This is a genomic window from Actinorectispora metalli (assembly GCF_056323685.1).
On sequence record NZ_JBREYE010000001.1, the window covers coordinates 211770 to 230477 of the forward strand.

The 18708-nt window shown below is 70.1% G+C and carries 16 protein-coding genes; 9 read left to right on the forward strand and 7 right to left on the reverse strand.

What is annotated here, in order from left to right; all coding sequences use genetic code 11:
* Nucleotide 1 precedes the first annotated feature (1 nt).
* The 5 genes from pucD to ACU6XJ_RS01000 are packed head-to-tail and all read right to left on the reverse strand — an operon-like array spanning nucleotide 2 to nucleotide 5397.
* Nucleotides 2-2284 (reverse strand): xanthine dehydrogenase subunit D, encoded by a 2283-nt coding sequence (gene pucD, locus ACU6XJ_RS00980; RefSeq protein ID WP_476305815.1) that lies wholly within the window; start codon nucleotides 2282-2284, stop codon nucleotides 2-4.
* Nucleotides 2281-3630, reverse strand: coding sequence for an 8-oxoguanine deaminase (locus ACU6XJ_RS00985; RefSeq protein ID WP_476305817.1), 1350 nt, complete (start codon nucleotides 3628-3630; stop codon nucleotides 2281-2283). The genes pucD and ACU6XJ_RS00985 overlap by 4 nt, the downstream gene beginning before the upstream one ends.
* Nucleotides 3627-4103: a (2Fe-2S)-binding protein gene (locus ACU6XJ_RS00990; RefSeq protein WP_476305819.1), complete on the reverse strand. Its 477-nt coding sequence runs from the start codon at nucleotides 4101-4103 to the stop codon at nucleotides 3627-3629. The genes ACU6XJ_RS00985 and ACU6XJ_RS00990 overlap by 4 nt, the downstream gene beginning before the upstream one ends.
* Nucleotides 4094-4957 carry an FAD binding domain-containing protein gene (locus tag ACU6XJ_RS00995; protein WP_476305821.1) on the reverse strand — a complete coding sequence of 288 codons (864 nt, stop codon included), beginning with the start codon at nucleotides 4955-4957 and terminating at the stop codon, nucleotides 4094-4096. The genes ACU6XJ_RS00990 and ACU6XJ_RS00995 overlap by 10 nt, the downstream gene beginning before the upstream one ends.
* Entirely contained in the window at nucleotides 4957-5397 is a 441-nt protein-coding gene (locus ACU6XJ_RS01000; protein WP_476305824.1) for a 2-oxo-4-hydroxy-4-carboxy-5-ureidoimidazoline decarboxylase, read from the reverse strand. Before ACU6XJ_RS01000 ends, ACU6XJ_RS00995 begins: the two co-directional genes overlap by 1 nt.
* A 184-nt stretch (nucleotides 5398-5581) precedes the next feature.
* Between ACU6XJ_RS01000 and ACU6XJ_RS01005 the strand changes: the two genes are divergently transcribed.
* The 6 genes from ACU6XJ_RS01005 to ACU6XJ_RS01030 are packed head-to-tail and all read left to right on the forward strand — an operon-like array spanning nucleotide 5582 to nucleotide 13880.
* On the forward strand, nucleotides 5582-7105 hold the full coding sequence (locus ACU6XJ_RS01005; RefSeq protein ID WP_476305827.1) for a PucR family transcriptional regulator: 1524 nt from the start codon (nucleotides 5582-5584) through the stop codon (nucleotides 7103-7105).
* Between the two features lie 13 nt (nucleotides 7106-7118).
* On the forward strand, nucleotides 7119-8243 hold the full coding sequence (locus tag ACU6XJ_RS01010; RefSeq protein WP_476305830.1) for a PP2C family protein-serine/threonine phosphatase: 1125 nt from the start codon (nucleotides 7119-7121) through the stop codon (nucleotides 8241-8243).
* A gap of 18 nt (nucleotides 8244-8261) precedes the next feature.
* Nucleotides 8262-10592, forward strand: a complete 2331-nt coding sequence (locus tag ACU6XJ_RS01015) for a Tex family protein (protein ID WP_476305833.1) — start codon at nucleotides 8262-8264, stop codon at nucleotides 10590-10592.
* A gap of 60 nt (nucleotides 10593-10652) precedes the next feature.
* Nucleotides 10653-11852 (forward strand): PP2C family protein-serine/threonine phosphatase, encoded by a 1200-nt coding sequence (locus tag ACU6XJ_RS01020; RefSeq protein ID WP_476305836.1) that lies wholly within the window; start codon nucleotides 10653-10655, stop codon nucleotides 11850-11852.
* Complete coding sequence (locus tag ACU6XJ_RS01025) at nucleotides 11845-13440, forward strand: sensor histidine kinase (protein ID WP_476305839.1); 1596 nt, start codon at nucleotides 11845-11847, stop codon at nucleotides 13438-13440. The genes ACU6XJ_RS01020 and ACU6XJ_RS01025 overlap by 8 nt, the downstream gene beginning before the upstream one ends.
* Nucleotides 13437-13880 (forward strand): response regulator, encoded by a 444-nt coding sequence (locus ACU6XJ_RS01030; RefSeq protein WP_476305841.1) that lies wholly within the window; start codon nucleotides 13437-13439, stop codon nucleotides 13878-13880. Before ACU6XJ_RS01025 ends, ACU6XJ_RS01030 begins: the two co-directional genes overlap by 4 nt.
* Here ACU6XJ_RS01030 and ACU6XJ_RS01035 read toward each other — a convergent pair.
* Together ACU6XJ_RS01035 and ACU6XJ_RS01040 are read right to left on the reverse strand one after the other, a co-directional pair.
* Nucleotides 13877-14260 (reverse strand): VOC family protein, encoded by a 384-nt coding sequence (locus ACU6XJ_RS01035; RefSeq protein ID WP_476305844.1) that lies wholly within the window; start codon nucleotides 14258-14260, stop codon nucleotides 13877-13879. The genes ACU6XJ_RS01030 and ACU6XJ_RS01035 overlap by 4 nt on opposite strands.
* A gap of 41 nt (nucleotides 14261-14301) precedes the next feature.
* A complete protein-coding gene (locus ACU6XJ_RS01040) occupies nucleotides 14302-15027 on the reverse strand; it encodes a class I SAM-dependent methyltransferase (RefSeq protein WP_476305846.1) in 726 nt (241 codons plus the stop codon).
* 140 nt (nucleotides 15028-15167) lie between these two features.
* Between ACU6XJ_RS01040 and ACU6XJ_RS01045 the strand changes: the two genes are divergently transcribed.
* The 3 genes from ACU6XJ_RS01045 to ACU6XJ_RS01055 all read left to right on the forward strand — a co-directional run bounded on the left by ACU6XJ_RS01045 (nucleotide 15168) and on the right by ACU6XJ_RS01055 (nucleotide 18681).
* Nucleotides 15168-16040, forward strand: a complete 873-nt coding sequence (locus ACU6XJ_RS01045; protein ID WP_476305849.1) for a nicotianamine synthase family protein — start codon at nucleotides 15168-15170, stop codon at nucleotides 16038-16040.
* Nucleotides 16041-16105: 65 nt separating this feature from the next.
* A complete protein-coding gene (locus ACU6XJ_RS01050; protein WP_476305852.1) occupies nucleotides 16106-16663 on the forward strand; it encodes a PadR family transcriptional regulator in 558 nt (185 codons plus the stop codon).
* Nucleotides 16660-18681, forward strand: a complete 2022-nt coding sequence (locus ACU6XJ_RS01055) for an oxidoreductase (protein WP_476305854.1) — start codon at nucleotides 16660-16662, stop codon at nucleotides 18679-18681. The genes ACU6XJ_RS01050 and ACU6XJ_RS01055 overlap by 4 nt, the downstream gene beginning before the upstream one ends.
* Nucleotides 18682-18708 lie beyond the last annotated feature (27 nt).

The window sequence follows — 18708 nt, forward strand, 5'->3', positions numbered from 1 at the left end:
CTCAGCCGGTTCCGGTGAGGTGCTCCGGCCGCACCGGCACCCTGGGCAAGGCGAGGCCGGTGGCGGCGCGGATGGCGGCCACGATGGCGGGGGTGGCGGAGATCGTGGGCGGCTCGCCCACCCCGCGCAGGCCGTAGGGGGCGTGCGGGTCGGGCCGTTCCAACAGGTCGACGGTCATCGGCGGCATGTCCAGGATGGTCGGGATCAGATAGTCGGTAAACGACGGATTGCCGACTTTGGCACCACTGACCTGGATTTCCTCCATCACCGCCAGGCCGAGGCCCTGGGCGGAGCCGCCGTGGATCTGGCCGAGCACGGCTTGCGGGTTGATGGCCTTGCCGACGTCCTGCGCGCAGTCCAGTGCGACCACCTTGACCAGGCCGAGTTCGGTGTCCACGTCCACGACGGCCCGGTGCGCGGCCAGCGCGTACTGCACGTGCGCGGTGCCCTGGCCGTTCGCGCCGAGCGGTTCGGTGGCGCGGGGCCGGAACTCGGCGGTCTCCTCGATGGCCTGCCCGCCGAGCAGGTCGGCGAGGTCGACCAGCACCTCCCCGCCCTCGGTGATCACCTTGCCGCCCTCCAGCCGCAGGGTGGACGGCGCGCGGCTGAACCTCGCCGCGGCCAGGTCGAGCACTCGGTCGCGGACCAGGGCGCAGGCGGCGCGGACGGCGCCGCCGGTGATGTAGGTCTGCCGGGAGGCGGAGGTGGAGCCGCCGTTGCCGATCCGGGTGTCCATGGCGTCGATGGTGACCCGCTGGACGCCGAGTTCGGTGCGGACGATCTGCTGCTTCACGGTGACCAGGCCCTGCCCGACCTCGGCGGCGGCGGTGTGCACGAGGACGGCGGGCTCTCCGCCGATGAGCTCCAGCCGCAGGCGGCAGGTCGAGTAGTCGTCGAAGCCCTCGGAGAAGCAGACGTTCTTGATCCCGATCGCGTACCCCACGCCGCGCACCACGCCCTCGCCGTGGGTGGTGTTGGAGACCCCGCCCGGCAGTTCCCGCAGGTCGTTCCCGCGGTCACCGGGCAGCGGCAGATCTCGCACCCGGTGCAGCAGTTCGGCCACCGGCGACGGTGAGTCGACAACCTGCCCGGTGGGCATGGTGTCGCCCTCGGACAGGGCGTTGCGGGCGCGCAGGTCGACGGGGTGCATGCCCAGCGCCTGCGCCAGCCGGTCCATTTGGGACTCGTAGGCGAACGCGGACTGCACGGCGCCGAACCCGCGCATGGCGCCGCAGGGCGGGTTGTTGGTGTAGACGCCCCAGCAGTCCACCGCCACGTTGTCCACTGTGTACGGACCGACGCCGAGGGTGGCGGCGTTGGCCGACACGGCGGAAGTGGTGGAGGCGTAGGCGCCGCCGTCGAGGTAGATGCGGGCGCGGACGTAGACGAGCCTGCCGTCGCCGGTGGCGCCGTGTTCGTAGTACATCCTCGCCGGGTGCCGGTGCACGTGGCCGAAGAAGGACTCCTCACGGCTGTAGGACATCTTCACCGGCCTGCCGGTGTGCAGGGCGAGCAGGCACGCGTGGACCTGCATGGACAGGTCCTCCCGGCCGCCGAACGCGCCGCCGACCCCGGCCAGGGTGAGGCGGGTCTTCTCCGGCGGCAGGCCGAGCGCGACGCAAAGCTGGCGTTGGTCGGCGTGCAGCCATTGGGTCGCCACGTACAGGTCGACGCCGCCGTCCTCGGCGGGGATGGCCAGTCCCGACTCGGGGCCGAGGAAGGCCTGGTCCTGCATGCCGACCTCGTAGGTTCCGCTGACCACCACCTCGGCGGCGAGCTCCGGGTCGCCCTTGCGGATGCGGACGTGTCGCACGACGTTGCCGCCCTCGTGGAGCAGCGGTCCGTCGCCGTGCGCGGCGGTCTCGGGGTCGGTGAGCGGGTCGAGTTCCTCGTAGTCCACGGCGATCCGCCTGGCGGCGCGGCGCGCGGTCTCCGGATGGTCGGCGGCTACCAGCGCGACGGGTTCACCCTGGTAGCGCACCAGGTTTTCGGCGAGCACGGGCTGATCGGCGTGCTCCAGCCCGTACCGGTTGCGGCCGGGCACGTCGGCCGCGGTGAGCACGGCGTACACGCCGGGCACCTTCAGCGCCTCGGCGAGGTCGATGCCGCGGATGCGGGCGTGCGGGTGCGGGCTGCGCAGGGTGGTGCCCCAGATCATGTCCTCGTGCCACAGGTCGGAGGCGAAGGCGAATTCGCCCTTGACCTTCAGGGTGCCGTCCGGCCGCTGCGGGCTCTCCCCGATGCCGCCGGTGACGCGGGTGTCGGTCCGCTGCGGGCTGCTCACGATGCAGCCTCCCTCAGCCGCCGGCTGGCGGCCCGCAGGTCGGCGGCCACGGCGGTCGGGTCGACGGTGCGGATCTCGTTGCCCGCCACCACCGTCTCCCCACCCACCAGCAGCAGCTCCAGGGGCGGCTGGGCGCCGAGCACCAGCGCCGCGACCGGATCGTCGATCCCCGCGTGCTGATAGCCGTCGATCCGCCACACCGCCAAGTCGGCGAGCTTGCCGGGTTCCAGTGACCCCAGCTCAGCCGCCCGGCCCAGGCAGCGCGCACCGCCCATGGTCGCCATATACAGCGCCTCCCGCGGGGTCAGCGCGGCCGGGCCGCCGCGTTGCCGGGCGAACAGCAGCGCCTGGTGCAGTTCCTCCGCCAGCCCGCAGGACTCGTTGGACGCCGCGCCGTCCGCGCCAAGCCCCACCGCGACCCCGGCGTCGAGCAGGTCGCGCACCCGCGCCACCCCCGCCGCGATGCGGGCGTTCGAGGTGGGGCAGTGCGCGGCACCGGTCCCGGTGGCGCCGAAGCGTTTCACCGCTTCGTCGGAGAGGTGGATGGCGTGCGCATGCCACACGTCCTCGGCCAGCCAGCCCAACTCATCGGCGTACTCGACGGGCGTGCAGCCGTTCTCCTGCAGGCACTGGCGTTCCTCGTCCACCGTCTCGGCGAGGTGGGTGTGCAGCCGCACCCCGCGGCGCCGGGCCAGTTCGGCGGAGCGGACCATGAGTTCCTTGCTGACCGAGAACGGCGAGCACGGCCCGACCGCGATGCGCACCATGGCCTCGGGAGCCGGGTCGTGGAAGGCATCGATGGCCTGTTCGGTGCCCAGCAGCGCGGCCTCGGTGTCCTCGACCAGGCTGTCCGGTGGCAGCCCGCCGTCGGACTCGCCGCGGTCCATCGATCCGCGCACCGCGTGCAGCCGGATGCCGACACTCCCGGCCGACGCCACCAGCGCGGCGATCTGGTCGCCCCCGCCGCGCGGGAAGACATAGTGGTGGTCGGCGGCGGTGGTGCATCCGGTGGCGGCCAGCCGGGTCAGGCCCGCGGTCGCGGCAGCGGTGGTGATGTCGGCGTCCAGGTGCGCCCAGATCGGGTACAGCGTGGTCAGCCATTCGAACAAGGTCGAGTCGGTGGCCAGTCCCCGGGTTGCCCACTGGTACAGGTGGTGGTGGGTGTTGACGAACCCCGGCGTGACCAGGCAGCCGGAGGCGTCGATGCGCCGCGTCTCCGATCGCGGCGCCGGTCCGGCGCCGACGGCGGCGATGCGGCCCGCCTCGATCACGAGGTGCCCGTGGGAGAACTCGGTGCCCACGCTGTCGACGGTGGCTATGGCGGCGTTCTCGATGACCATGCTCATGCCGGTTCCCCCTGTGCTTTCGCCGCCGCCAGCCGGACCGCGGTCATGATGTGCTCGTAGCCGGTGCAGCGGCACAGGTTGCCCGCCAGCGCCTCCCGGATGTCGGAGTCGGACGGTTGCGGCACCCGGCGGATCAGGTCGTGGGCGGCCACCACCAGGCCCGGGGTGCAGAACCCGCACTGCACGGCGCCCGCCTCGATGAAAGCCTCCTGCACGGGGTGCAACTCCTCCCCCGCGGTCAGCCCCTCCACCGTGCGCACCTCGCGGTTCTGCGCCTGGCCCGCGGCGACCAGGCAGGAACACACCGGCAGCCCGTCAAGGTACACCGTGCACGAACCGCATTCGCCCTGTTCACAGGCGTTCTTGGCGCCGGGCAGCCCGAGCCGTTCGCGGAGCAGGTAGAGCAGCGACTCGCCTTCCCAGACGTCGTCGGCCTGCCGCGGCTCGCCGTTGACGGTGACCCTCACGCGCATGCTCGCTCCTCGTCGCAGTAGTCCCGCCAGGCCCAGGACAGGGTGCGCCGGGCAAGGACGGCCAGCGCGTGCCGCCGGTAGGCGGCCGTGCCCCGAACGTCGTCGATGGGTGCGGAGGCGTCGGCGACAAGCTCGCCGAAGCTGTGCGCCAACTCCGCGGGCAGCGGCCCTCGGCCCGTCCAGTCCAGTTCCCGGTTCAGCAGCGCCTCGGCCGCAGGGGCGCGCAGCGGGGTCGGCCCCGCCGAGCCGATGCCGGTACCGACCCGCCCGCCGTGCAACGCCAGCGCGAACGCGCACACCGCGATGACCATGGCGTTGCGGGTGCCCACCTTGGCGAACTGCTGCGGCCCGGCCGCGGACTTCACCAGCACCGCGGTGATCAACTCGTCGGACGCCAGGGCATTGCGCTTGGGTCCCAGGTAGAACTCGCCGATCGGTATCCGCCTGCTGCCGCGGACCGACGCCACCTCCACCAGCGCGTCGGTGGCCAGCAGGATCGGGTGGGCATCGCCCGCCGGGGAGGCTGCACCGAGGTTGCCGCCGACGGTGCCCCGGTTGCGGATCTGCGGTGAGCCGACCGTGCGCGAGGCCATCGCCAGCCCCGGCAGCCGGTCCCCCAACTCGGTGATGACCCGTGCGTAGGTGACGGTCGCGCCAAGCCGGATACGTCCGTCCACATCGGACCACTGCGACAGCTCGGGAACCGCGGTGAGGTCGAGCACCGCCGGGGGTCTCCGGAGGTCGAAGTTGAGCTCGACCATCACATCGGTGCCGCCCGCGATCGGTACCGCCTCGGGGACGGCCGCCTTGGCGGCGAGCGCGTCGGACAGGCTGGTGGAGCGCAGGAAGTCCATCAGAACCGGGTCACCAACTTCCTCAGCCGGGAGTCAACGATTTTGGCGAGTTCCCTGCGGACCTCGTGCCGTTCGGCGAACTCCGGGTTGCCCAGCCGTCGCCTGCACTCCGCGAGCACCTGCTCGGCGGTCAGCCCGTCCACCCAGCACACGAACACGTGGCCGAAGCGGTGCTCATAGTCGACACCGGCCGCCGCGAGCCTGCATTCCAGGTCGCCCCCGCCCTCGGGTGTCACGACGCGCGGCTCGTTCTCCAGGCCTTTGAGCACGTGTCCCCATTCGAGGCCCACCAGCACCAGCGATGAGACGCGCCGCAGCGCGGGCAGGCCCGAGAACGGGCGTTGCGCGGCGACGTCGTAGGCCCACTCGGGCACCGGGCAGCACGTCAGGAGCTCGTGCACCAAACGGTCCCGCGGCCAGGCGTTCACCTGGGTCAGCATGCGCTCGCACCTCCCCCGACCAGCACATACCCGTCCTCTGGCGACTATCCCAGTACAGTGCGCTGCCTCACCACGCCACCAGCCATGAAAGGCATGAATCGGGCGGCATTTATCACCGATTGGTTTGTACTTTCCTCCAACTCCCGCGCAGTACGATGCCGAAACCGAGCACCGGGCGGGATGAATGAAACTCAAGTCCCTTCTGCACCAGGAAGACCTCAAGCTGACGCTGCTGACCGGCGGCGAAGCTGCGGACCGGGAGATCCGGTGGGTCTACACCACGGACCTCAAGGACCCCAGCAGGTACCTGACCGGCGGGGAACTGGTGCTCACCGGCCTGGTCTGGCGCCGGGACGCAGGCGACTCCGAGGAGTTCGTCTCCGCACTCGCGGCGGCCGAGGTCACGGCGCTGGCGGCGGGAAACGCCGAATTCGGAGCCATTCCCGACGACCTCCGACGGGCCTGCGAGAAACATGCCGTGCCGCTGATCGAGGTTCCGGTCGAGGTCTCCTTCGCGACGATCACCGAACGCGTCGTGCTGGAGCTTGCCGCCGAACGCGACCGCCGCGAGCCGCTGCTCACGCTGCTGGCGGGCGGCGCCACCTTCGACGAACTGCTGACCCACGCGGGCGGGCTGCTGGGCCGGGTCTGCCGGGTCGTCACCACCACCGGGTCGGTGGTGGCGGGCGCCGAAGCAAGCCGGGCGGCGGTACGCAAGTGGGTGCGGCACTTCCTGCTCGCCGACTCCCACCCGAGCACGGTGAAGACCGGCGAGGACACGTTCTCGGTGTTCGCCGCGTCAGGTGGCGGCAGCAGACTCACCGGGTGGCTGGTGGTCATCGAGGGCGACCACACCCGGTGGACGAGCACCGATCGCGCGTTGGCCGTCGAACTCGCCGATCTCGCCGGGCTGGAGCGGGCCAAACACGCCGAACACCGCGTCTTGGCCAACCGCCCGGCCGAGGGCATGCTGCGGCGGGCGATGAACGGCCATGACGCCTCGGACGCGCTGGCCGCGGCGGGCTTGGACCCGCACCGCCCCCTCACGGTGATCGCGGCCTCCGCGGGCACCCCTGAACTGGCGGCCGCCGTGCTCACCGCGGCAACGTCCAGGCTCGGCGCGCTGGTCGGCACCGTGGATCGGGAGCCGTTCGCGCTGCTGCGGGCCGATCCGACCACGGTGGACGAGGTCACCGACGCGCTGCACACCATCGAACCGGGGCTGGCCGACGCCCGGCTGGCCGTCGGGATCGGCGGCGTGGCCGAAGCCGACCGGCTGGGCGAGGCCATCGAGGAGGCACGGCAGGCCCGGAAACTGGCCGAACACCAGGCGGGCAGGCTCCGGCTGGTCAGCGCCGACCAACTGGCCTCGCACACGCTGCTGCTGAGCACCGTGCCCGCCGAGCTGCGGCGGGCGTTCCGGGACCGGCTGCTCCGGCCGCTGACCGACTACGACCGGAAACACAACTCCGCGCTGGTCGCCACGCTGCGGGCGTTCCTGGCCTGCTCCGGCTCCTGGAACCGCACGGCGGCCGAGTTGCACGTCCACGTGAACACGCTGCGGTACCGGATCGGCCGGATCGAGGCACTCACCGGACGGAACCTGTCCGCCATCGCTGACCGGGTGGACCTGTTCGTCGCATTGGAGCTCAACGCCGGTATCGGTGGTAACAACCGGGCGGCCGCGGTGGATGATGTGAGCACATAGGGCGGAGGAAACAGTGGAGCTCACCGAGCGCATGATCGAGGCGGAGCGCCTGCTGCTGGACGCGCCCGCCCACGACCTGTGTTCAACTCTGGAGACGGTGCTGCGGGAGCACTTCGCCGCGAGCCACGTCGAGCTGTGGCTGGCCGACTACCGGCTGCGGACCCTCGAGCCGGTCATGCACGACACCGACGCCGTGTCCGTCGACGGCGACGGGCCCGGCGAGGCGTTCCGCCAGCAGGCGCCGGTGCCGCAGCGGGATCTGCTGCACCTGCCGGTGAGCCTGCGCGGCAACCGCTTCGGGGCGCTCAGCGTCGACGCAGACCCGGACGCCGTCACCGAGCTTTGCCGGCTCACCGAGGTGCTGGCCAAGGCGATCACGCTCGCGGAGCGGATCACCGACCAGTTCCGGCTGGTGCGCCGGACGGTGCGGCTGACGCTGGCGGCCGAGATGCAGTGGCAGCTGCTGCCGGGGCGGGGGCTGCGGTGCCCGGAGTTCAGCCTGGCGGGCCAGCTCGAACCCGCCTACGAGGTGCGCGGCGACAACTTCGACTGGACCTTCGACGGCGAATACCTCACCCTCGCCGTCACCAACGGCATGGCCGACGGCGTCACCGCCGCCCAGCTCACCGGCTTGACCATCAGCGCGCTGCGCAACGCCCGCCGCGCAGGCCTCGGCCTCGCCGACCAGGCCGCCATGGCGGACCAGGCCATCTGGGCGCAGTACGGCGGGCAACTGCACGTCTCGACGCTGCTGATGCGGATCGAGGTGGCCACCGGCAAGACCCGGATCGTGGACGCCGGTTCTCCGCAGGCGTGGTGCCAACGCGGGGACGAGGACTTCACGCTGACCTTCGACGAGCAGCTTCCGCTCGGCATGTTCGACAGCACCGTGTACGTGGAGGAGGACCACCACCTGCTGCCCGGCGACCGGCTGTTCGTGTTGAGCGACGGCATTTTCGAGGCCGCCGTCGCCGACCGGCGCTACGGCGCGAACCTGCGGCAGGCGCTGCGCAGGGTGCGGCCGTTGCCCAGCGACGAGGCGGTCCGCCTGCTGCTCAACGACCTGGTGTCCTTCCACGGCGAGAACCGCTTGGACGACGACGCGGTCGCGGTCTGTGTCGACTGGCGAGGCCGGTAGGACGGCCGCTAGGGCAGAATGCACCGGCTAGTTCTTTGTGACAGAGGCGGGGCGGGATACGTGAGCACAGCCATCCATCGCAAGATCGCCGACGAACTCGGTGTGCGGGAGAACCAGGTGAGCGCGGCCGTCGGGCTGCTGGACGGCGGGTCGACGGTGCCGTTCATCGCCCGCTACCGCAAGGAAGTCACCGGCATGCTGGACGACACCCAGCTCCGCACGCTGGAAGAGCGGCTGCGGTACCTGCGTGAGCTGGAGGACCGGCGCGGCGCGATCCTGGAATCCATCGCCTCGCAGGGCAAGCTGGACGACGCGCTGCGGCAGCGCATCCTCGACGCCGACTCCAAGGCCCGCCTCGAGGACATCTACCTGCCCTACAAGCCCAAGCGCCGCACCAAGGCCCAGATCGCCCGCGAGGCCGGGTTGGAGCCGCTGGCCGACGGCCTGCTGACCGATCCGACGGTGCCTCCGACGGCGGCCGCCGAGGCGTTCGTCGACGCCGAGAAGGGCGTCGCCGACGCCGCGGCCGCGCTGGAGGGGGCGCGGGCGATCCTGGTGGAGCGCTTCGCCGAGGACGCCGACCTGATCGGCTCGCTGCGCGAGCAGATGTGGTCCCGCGGCAGCCTGGTCGCCAAGGTGCGCGAGGGCAAGGAGACCGAGGGCGCGAAGTTCTCCGACTACTTCGACTTCGCCGAGCCGTTCACCAAGCTGCCATCGCACCGCATCCTCGCCATGTTCCGCGGCGAGAAGGAAGAGGTACTCGACCTCAACCTGGACCCGGACGCCGACAACGGCACCTACGAGACCGACATCGCCGCCCGCTTCGGGGTCGCCGACCGCGGCCGTCCCGCCGACCCGTGGCTCAACGACACCGTGCGCTGGGCGTGGCGCACCAAGATCCGCGTCCACCTCGGCATCGACCTGCGGATGCGGCTGTGGCAGGCCGCCGAGGACGAGGCCGTGCGCGTGTTCGCCGCCAACCTGCGCGACCTGCTGCTGGCCGCGCCCGCGGGCACCCGCTCCACCATGGGTCTCGACCCCGGCTTCCGCACCGGCGTGAAGGTCGCCGTCGTGGACGCCACCGGCAAGGTGGTGGCCACCGACACGATCTACCCGCACCAGCCGCAGCAGCGCTGGGACGAGGCGCTGCACACGCTGGAGAAGCTGGCCACCCAGCACGGCGTGGAGCTGGTCTCCATCGGCAACGGCACCGCCTCCCGGGAGACCGACCGGCTGGCGGCGGAGCTGATCAAGCGGGTGCCGAAGCTGACCAAGATCGTGGTGTCCGAGGCGGGCGCCTCGGTCTACTCCGCCTCCGCCTACGCGTCCCAGGAACTGCCCGGCATGGACGTGTCGCTGCGCGGCGCGGTGTCCATCGCCCGCCGCCTCCAGGACCCGCTTGCCGAACTGGTGAAGATCGACCCGAAGTCCATCGGCGTCGGCCAGTACCAGCACGACCTCGCCGAGTCGAAGCTGTCCCGCTCGCTGGACGCCGTCGTCGAGGACTGTGTGAACGCCGTCGGCGTCGACGTGAACACCGCCTCCGCCCCGCTGCTGACCAGGGTGTCCGGTATCGGCGAGAACCTGGCGGTGCAGATCGTGGCGCACCGCGACTCGACCGGCCCGTTCCGCACCCGCCGCGCGCTCAAGGACGTGCCGCGGCTGGGCCCGAAGGCGTTCGAGCAGTGCGCGGGCTTCCTGCGCATTCCCGGCGGCGACGACCCGCTGGACGCCTCCAGCGTGCACCCGGAGGCCTATCCGGTGGTCCGCGACATCCTCACCGCCACCAAGAGCGACCTCAAGGAGCTCATCGGCAACTCCGCCAAGCTGCGCACCCTGCGCCCCGAGCAGTTCGCGAACGACACCTTCGGCGTGCCCACCGTCAGCGACATCCTGAAGGAGTTGGAGAAGCCCGGCCGCGACCCCCGGCCCGCGTTCAAGACCGCGACCTTCGCCGAGGGCGTGGAGAAGATCGGCGATCTGCGCCCCGGCATGGTGCTGGAGGGGGTCGTGACCAACGTCGCGGCCTTCGGCGCCTTCGTCGATGTCGGGGTTCACCAGGACGGCCTCGTGCACGTCTCTGCGATGTCGCGCACATTTGTGAAAGATCCCCGTGATATCGCCAAGCCCGGCGACATCGTACGGGTGAAGGTGCTGGAAGTGGACGTGGAGCGCAAGCGGATCTCGCTGACCCTGCGCTTGGAGGATGACGCCAAATCTGTTTCCGGCAAGCAGAACCAAGGGGGTAGGCGGCAAGATCGAGGGAGTAAGCCCCGCCAGGAACGGAGCGCGAGCCCAGCGGCCGGTTCGATGGCCGATGCGCTGCGACGCGCCGGTTTCGGGCAGTAACGCGAAACCTTTGCCCAACGGCAAAGTAATGTTTTGCCTGATGGACGAGAAAGGTGCGACGTGACCGGGTCGAGCGCAGCAACGAGCACGGCGAACGCCGTCGTGCCCAGCGCGCCGTTCGACCGGCTCAACGTGCTGCTCGTGGAGGACGATCCGGCCGATGCCTTCCTGGTCGGCGAGTTGCTGGCGGAGGTCGACAGCCCGCTGCAATTGATCACCACGGACAGCCTGAGCACCGCGATGGCCATGGTGTCCGCGGGCGGCGTCGACTGCGTGCTGCTGGACCTCGGCCTGCCCGATACGTCCGGTCTCGACGGGCTGCGCAGGCTCCTTGAGCTACCGCAGCAGCCCGCCGTCTGCGTGCTGACCGGTCTCGCCGACGAGCACCGCGGCGTCGAGGCCGTCGGCTGCGGCGCGCAGGACTACCTGGTCAAGGGCCAGGTCGACGGCAATCTGCTGACCAAGGCCATCCGCTACGCCGTGGAACGCCGCCGCGCTCAGGTCCAGCACCACCGCCTCCGCGACGCCGAACTGCGGCAGGCCGAGTCGGTGCGTCTGGAACGCGGCCTGCTGCCCCGGCCGCTGCTGCGCGACTCCACGCTGCGGGTGACCCCGTTCTACCGGCCCGGCCGCCAGCGGGCGCTGGTCGGCGGGGACTTCTACGACGTCGTGGAGCAGCCATCCGGCGAGGTCAATGTGATCATCGGCGACGTCTGCGGGCACGGCCCCGACGAGGCGGCGCTGGGCGCGGTGCTGCGCGGCGCGTGGCGGGCGCTGGTGCTGGCCGCCGTCGACGAGCCCGACGTGCTGCCCGCGCTGCAGAAGATGCTGGTCACCGAGCGGCATGAGCCGAGCCTGTTCACCACCGCCTGCACGGTGCAGATCAACCCCGAACGCAACAACGCCAGGATCAGGCTGGCGGGCCACCCCGCGCCGATCCTGAACCGACGCGACCCCGTCAACGACGGCAGGCCCACCGGCCGCCCACTGGGCATCGACGGCACCGCGGAGTGGCCGTCGCTGGACGTGGTGCTGCATCCGGGCTGGTCACTGCTGCTGTACACGGACGGGCTGATCGAGGGCGGCACCCGCGACCCCGGCGAACAGCTGTGGATCGAGGGCCTGCTCAAGCTCGTGGTGGAGGAGGTCTGCGCGGACGAGGCGCTGCCCCAGCGGCTGGTGGACCGGGCCGAGCAGCTCAACGGCGGCCCGCTGCCCGACGACGTGGCGATCCTGATGCTCGGCGGTGTGGGTGGCTGACCGCAAACGCCCCCGGCTGTGGCGTTCGCAGTGGACGACCTCAAGCTGGCTGACCGTGCTGCTGGCGATCACCCTGAGCATCCTGCTGGGCGGGGTGCTGATCGCGGTGCTGATGATCAACCGCACCTCCGAGATCACCGACCGGCTGTTCTTCACCATCGAACCCGCGGGGCTGTCCGCGGCGCAGATGGAGGAGGCGATGTTGAACCAGCCGCTGGGCCTGCACGCCTACCTGCCCGCAGGTGATGACTCCAGGCTGGTGTCCTACGACCAGGGACTGGCCGAGCAGCGGCGGGTCGACGAGCGGCTGCGGCACCTGCTCGACGGCCGGTTCGACGCCGACCTGGACCGGATCGACGAGCGCATGCGGCTGTGGCGCGTCGAATCCGCCGAACCGCTCATCGCGGCCGTGCGGACAGGCGGTCAGCCCGACCCAGCGCAGGTGAGGCTGGCGGGCGAGCGCTTCGAGTCGGCGCGCGCCGCGGTGTCCCAGTTGGAGGCCGATATCGGTGCCGAACGCGCCCAGGCCCGCGATGACCTGCTGAGTTCGCAGCGCTGGCGGGACGCGGGCCTGGGAGTCATCCTCGTGGTGTTCCTGGTCAACCTGATCATGGTGGCGCGCTTCATGCAGCTACGGGTGATCGCGCCGCTGCAGCGGCTGGGCAACGCCTCGCGCAACGTCGCCGCGGGCGAGTTCGAGCACCGGATTCCCAGCGAAGGGCCGAAGGACGTGCGCGAGATCGGCGCCGCCGTGGAGGCCATGCGGGAGCGCATCGTGGACGAGCTTGCCGTGGTCCGGCAGTCCCGCGAGTTGCTCTCCGACCAGACCGAGGAACTCCAGCGGTCCAATGTGGAGTTGGAGCAGTTCGCCTACGTCGCGTCGCACGACCTGCAGGAACCCCTGCGCAAGGTAACCTCGTTCTGCCAGCTTCTCCAGCGCCGCTACGCCGACGGGCTCGACGAGCGGGCCAACCAGTACATCGAGTTCGCGGTGGACGGCGCGAAGCGGATGCAGGTGCTGATCAACGACCTGCTCAACTTCTCCCGCGTCGGGCGCATGCACGAGGAACGGGTGGCGGTGGACCTGCGCGAGGTGGTGCGGGACGCGCTGGACCTGCTCGCCGAGCCCATCGAGAACGCGGGCGCCCAGGTGCTCTGCGACGAGATGCCCACGGTCGAGGCGAACCTGACGCTGATGGGCATGCTGTGGCAGAACCTCATCGGCAACGCGGTGAAGTTCCGCCGTCCGGACGCCCCGCCGCGGATCGAGATCGCCGTGACGCGCCGCGACACCGAATGGCAGTTCGGGGTGACCGACAACGGCATCGGCATCCCGCCTGAGTTCTCCGACAAGATCTTCGTGATCTTCCAACGGCTGCACGGCCGCGACAGCTATGAGGGCACCGGCATCGGTCTCGCGCTGTGCAAGAAGATCGTCGAGCACCACGGCGGGCGCATCTGGCTCGACGAGGACTACCACGACGGGGCCAGGGTGTGTTTCACGCTGCCCGTCATGGAGAACACCGAAAACAGTGATACAGCCGAGAACACCGAGGCGAGCGACCACGCCGAGATCGGGGAATCATGACCGACGTCCAACCCATCACCGTGCTCCTCGTCGAGGACGACCCCGGTGACGAGATGATGACCCGCGAGGCGTTCGAGGAGAACAAGGTCCGCAACTCGCTGCATGTCGCCCGCGACGGCGAGGAGGCGCTGGACTTCCTCTACCGGCGCGGCGGGCACAGCGAGGCGCCGCGGCCCGACCTGATCCTGCTGGACCTCAACCTGCCCAAATACGACGGCCGCGAGATCCTGGCGCAGATCAAGAACGACGAGCAGCTTCAGACCATCCCGGTGGTCGTGCTCACCACCTCGAAGGCGGAGGAGGACATCGTGCGCAGCTACCACCTGCACGCCAACGCCTACGTCACCAAGCCGGTGGACTTCGAGCGGTTCATCGAGGTCATCAGGCAGATCGACAACTTCTTCGTGAGCGTGGTCCGGCTGCCGCCCGCGAACTCTTAACCGGTCGCCGCGGCCTCGGCCATGCTGCGGAGAATGCAGAACTCGTTGCCCTCCGGGTCGGTGAAGACCACCCAGCCGGTGCCGTCGTCGTTACGGAAGTCGCCCGCCTCGGTCGCGCCGAGGTCGAGCAGCCGCCGCACCTCCTCGTCCCGGGTGCCCTCGGCGGGCCGCAGGCACAGGTGCATGCGGTTCTTGACCGTCTTGGGCTCCGGAACCTGCTGGAAGAACAGGTGCGTGCCGTTCGGCAAGGGGATCGCGGTCTCCTCGTCGCCGGGCGCGGCGGGTTGTTCCACGGGATGGCCGACGACCTTGCTCCAGAACTGCGCCAGCCCGTAGGCGTCGGCGCAGTCGAAGACCATGTTGTAGACGAAAGAACTCACCCGGCCCATCTTGGTGGAACTCGGGCGGATCGGCTATGCCATTACGCGGTCGCGGGGACGGTTGCCCTGCGCAGCGTGGCGAACACGAACTCGGTCCCCGGATAGGGCGACCGCGGGAAAGCGTCCTCGTGTCGCCCGCTGATCACCAGCCCGGTGCTGTCGGCGAGTCGGCGCAGTTCGCGGGCGCCGACACCGTGCCAGAGCGGCAGCTCCCGGCGGTCGCGCAGGTAGGTCCACAGGTAGCGCAGCGGCAGCCGACGGGATCGGCGCGTCTGGAGCAGCCCGCGCAGCAGCCTGCCCGGCCGGTTCCACTGGCCGTCGGCGACCAGGATCAGCCCACCTGGCGCCAGTAGCGCCTCCCAACTGCGCAGCGCCGCCACCGGGTCGGGCAGCGTCCACAGCACGTTGCGGGCGGCGATCACGTCGAAGCCGTTCGGCGGGACCGGTAGGCCGAGGGTCGCGGCGTCCAACACGGCCTGATGCCGGACGAACGGCGCCGCGGGCAGCCTGCGTCGGGCGTGGGTCAGCATGGACTCGCTCAGGTCGACACCCGCGACGCTCAACCCCGCCGAGCACAGCGCCTGGGTGAACAGGCCGGTGCCACAGCCGACATCCAGCGCGCTGCCCCGAGCACCTTCGGCGTGCAGCACGGCGGCGACCGCGGCGCACCAGTCGGCCTGGCGGCCGAGCGTGCTCGGTTGGGCGTCGTAGCTCTCCGCCCGTCGATCCCAGTAGTGGGCGACGGCCTCCGATGCGTTTCCCTGCATAAGCCAGGAGTATTGCATAGAAGTTGCAACAACCAACTGTCAGCACTAACACAGTCGCTACACAATCGCACCGGTTTTGCACACAAGAACCGCTAACATCTGTTTCGGCAATCCGGCAACGACTTCCCGGGAGTTCACTCGTGACACAGTCGGCGCAGCGGCTCCTGGACCGGGTCATCCAGCTTCACCAGCGGCTTCGATCAGCGGAAAGCCTTGTGCCGCAACCGGTCGTGAACCACGCCTTCACGGAGTTGGTGGAGCTCACCCGACACCGCCAGGGTGAGGATTTGTTGCACATCCTTCGCGACAAAGAACTCCTGGCAATTCAATCAAGTCTGCACGAACTGTGTGCCCGCGGAGAGTACGCACTGGAGGAACACTGGTCCCGGCGCATTTCCGCCGCCGCCGATCCGGAACGGGAATTGCTCCGTTTCCCCTATTTCGACAACTACCGCAGGCTGGCCCGGCTGGAGTACCACAGCCTCAGCGGCATCACCACGGTCCCGCTGCGGCGGGTGACCTTCGCCGGTGCCGGACCGCTTCCGCTGACCTCGATCGTGCTGGCCCGCGACTTCGGTGTCCACTCGGTCAACATCGACAACTGCCCCACAGCGTGCGAACTGGCGGAGCGCGTGGTCGCCAGGCTTGGTCTGACCGGCATCGAGTTCGACTGCCGCGACGCCGCCGACCTGCCCGCGACCCCCTCCCACTCCGATGTGGTGGTGCTCGCCGCTCTGGTGGGCCTGACCAGGGCGGAGAAGGCGGCCGTGCTCCTCGCCCTGCACCGCCAACTCCCCCGCGACGGCCTCCTGCTGGCCCGCTCCGCCGAGGGCCTGCGCACCCTGCTCTACCCGCGCCTGGACGTCCACGACCTGATCGGCTTCACCCCCGTCACCGTCGTGCACCCGATGAACGACGTGGTCAACTCGGTGATCATCGCCCGCAACACCCACTCGCACCTGCCGCCGCAGTCGGAACGCTCACCGTCCACCAGGGCGCTGATGCCGGTGTAGTGACCGACCAGGCGTGATCTGCAACTGGTTGCACTGCAACTCGGTGCATATTACTGTTCAGTAGCATGGCGTTGGAGCATGCGATCCTGGTGTCGCTGGCCGAGCAGGCGGGCAGCGGGTACGAGCTCGCGCGGCGGTTCGACCGGTCCATCGGCTTTTTCTGGTCGGCCACCCACCAGCAGATCTACCGGGTGCTGCGGCGCATGGAGAGCGACGGCTGGATCGCCGTCCAGCCCGCCGAGGAGAACGCGCGGCAGGACAAGAAGGTCTACGCGATCAGCCAGGCGGGCCACGCCGAGATCCAGCGCTGGATGGGCGAGACCGCCGAGCCCGAGGGCATGCGGTTCGAACTGGCCGTGAAGATCCGCGCCGCCGCCTTCACCGACCCCGCGCCACTGATCGACGAAGTCAGGCGCCACCGCGACCTGCATGCCGAGCGGCTGGACACCTACCGCCACATCGAGAAGCGGGACTTCGCCGAACCGTCGGCGGACCGCGCCAAGAACGTCCACCACGTCGTGCTGCGCGGCGGGCTGCTGTACGAGCAGCATCTCATCGCCTGGCTGGACGAGGTACTGGCTGTACTGCAACCCACCACCGGACCGCGATCGGAACAGCGATGACACCCTTCCCGCACCTGATGGAGCCACTCGACCTCGGCTTCACCACGCTGCGCAACCGCGTGGTGATGGGTTCCATGCACACCGGCCTCGAAGACCGGGAGAGCCACTTCCCGGAGTTGGCCGCCTACTTCGCCGAACGCGCCAAGGGCGGCATCGCGCTGGCCATCACCGGCGGGTTCGCGCCGAACCGGCAGGGCTGGCTGCTGCCGTTCGGCTCCCGGCTGGCCTCCCGGTCGGCGGCGGCCAAGCACCGGGTGATCACCGACGCGGTGCACGCCGAGGACGGCAAGATCGCGTTGCAGATCCTGCACGCGGGCCGCTACGGCTACACCCCGATCTCCGTCTCCGCCTCCGCGGTCAAGTCGCCGATCACCCCGTTCAAGCCGAGGGCACTGTCCCGGCGGGGCATCCGCTCGCTGATCGACGACTACGGCCGCACCGCCGAACTGGCGCGGGAGGCGGGCTACGACGGCGTCGAGATCATGGCGTCCGAGGGCTACCTGCTCAACCAGTTCCTCGCCACCCACACCAACAAGCGCACCGACGAGTGGGGCGGCAGCTACGACAACCGGATGCGGCTGCCGGTCGAGGTGGTCCGCTCCGTGCGCAGGGCCGTGGGCGAGGACTTCATCATCGTCTACCGCATGTCGCTGCTCGACCTCATCCCGAACGGCCAGACCTGGGACGAGGTCGTACGATTGGCCAGGGCCGTCGAGCAGGCGGGCGCGACGATCATCAACACCGGCATCGGCTGGCACGAGGCCAGGGTGCCCACCATCGTCACCTCGGTGCCGCGCGCCGCGTTCCGCGAGATCACCGCGAAACTCAAGCCCGAGGTGGGCATCCCGGTGATGGCCAGCAACCGCATCAACATGCCGGACACCGCCGAGGACATCCTGGCCAGCGGCGACGCCGACCTGATCTCGATGGCCCGCCCGCTGCTGGCCGACCCGGATTGGGTGGCCAAGGCCGCATCGGGACGCGCCGATGAGATCAACACCTGCATCGCCTGCAACCAGGCCTGCCTGGACCACACCTTCAAGAACCAGAAGGCCACCTGCCTGCTCAACCCCCGCGCGGGCCGCGAGACCAAGCTGGTCTACCTCACCACCCGCTCCCCCAAGCGCATCGCGGTGGTCGGCGCCGGACCCGCGGGCCTGGCCTGCGCGACGGTGGCCGCCGGGCGCGGTCACCAGGTGGAGCTGTTCGAGGCCGCCGACGAGATCGGCGGGCAGTTCAACCTGGCCAAGCGCATCCCCGGCAAGGAGGAGTTCAGCGAGACGCTGCGCTACTACCGCCGCCAACTGGAGCTGACCGGCGTCAAGGTCACCCTGGGCCACAAGGCCACCGCGGACGAACTGGCCGCGGGGGGCTACGACGAGATCGTGCTGGCCACCGGTGTCACGCCGCGGATCCCCGCCATCGCGGGCATCGACCACGCCAAGGTCGTGTCCTATGCGGACGTCCTCACCGGCAGGGTCACCGTCGGCGGGAAGGTCGCGGTGGTCGGCGCGGGCGGCATCGGCTTCGACGTCAGCGAGTTCCTCAGCCACGAGGTCTCCCCCACCCTGGACGTCGCGGCCTGGAAGCGGGAATGGGGCGTCACCGATCCCGAGCAGGCTCGGGGCGGCCTGACCACCAAGCAGGTCGAACCGTCTCCCCGCAAGATCTTCCTGTTGCAGCGCAAGAACACCAGCCTCGGCAAGGGGCTCGGCAAGACCACCGGCTGGGTGCACCGGACGGCGCTGAAGGACAAAAAGGTGGAGATGATCGCGGGCGCGGTCTACGAGCGGGTCGACGACGCGGGCCTGCACATCGGCTTCGCCGACCAGCCGGGACGGGTGCTCGACGTCGACCACGTGGTGATCTGCGCGGGACAGGAATCACGTCGCGACCTGCACGAAGAGTTGGTGAACGCCGGGTTGCCGGTGCACCTGATCGGTGGCGCCGATGTGGCCGCTGAGCTGGACGCCAAGCGCGCGATCAAGCAGGGAAGCGAGCTCGCGGCGAGTTTGTGACAGTACTGGACGCGACAACTATTCACA

Bases quoted from the DNA above. Each gene is read 5' to 3' on its own strand.
- ACU6XJ_RS01030 (WP_476305841.1), top strand. From the start codon at position 13,437: ATGACCGACGTCCAACCCATCACCGTGCTCCTCGTCGAGGACGACCCC.
- ACU6XJ_RS01000 (WP_476305824.1), bottom strand. From the start codon at position 5,397: ATGCTGACCCAGGTGAACGCCTGGCCGCGGGACCGTTTGGTGCACGAG.
- ACU6XJ_RS01040 (WP_476305846.1), bottom strand. From the start codon at position 15,027: ATGCAGGGAAACGCATCGGAGGCCGTCGCCCACTACTGGGATCGACGG.
- ACU6XJ_RS01055 (WP_476305854.1), top strand. From the start codon at position 16,660: ATGACACCCTTCCCGCACCTGATGGAGCCACTCGACCTCGGCTTCACC.
- ACU6XJ_RS00985 (WP_476305817.1), bottom strand. From the start codon at position 3,630: ATGAGCATGGTCATCGAGAACGCCGCCATAGCCACCGTCGACAGCGTG.
- ACU6XJ_RS01050 (WP_476305852.1), top strand. From the start codon at position 16,106: ATGGCGTTGGAGCATGCGATCCTGGTGTCGCTGGCCGAGCAGGCGGGC.
- ACU6XJ_RS00990 (WP_476305819.1), bottom strand. From the start codon at position 4,103: ATGCGCGTGAGGGTCACCGTCAACGGCGAGCCGCGGCAGGCCGACGAC.
- ACU6XJ_RS00995 (WP_476305821.1), bottom strand. From the start codon at position 4,957: ATGGACTTCCTGCGCTCCACCAGCCTGTCCGACGCGCTCGCCGCCAAG.
- ACU6XJ_RS01015 (WP_476305833.1), top strand. From the start codon at position 8,262: ATGCACCGGCTAGTTCTTTGTGACAGAGGCGGGGCGGGATACGTGAGC.
- ACU6XJ_RS01005 (WP_476305827.1), top strand. From the start codon at position 5,582: ATGAAACTCAAGTCCCTTCTGCACCAGGAAGACCTCAAGCTGACGCTG.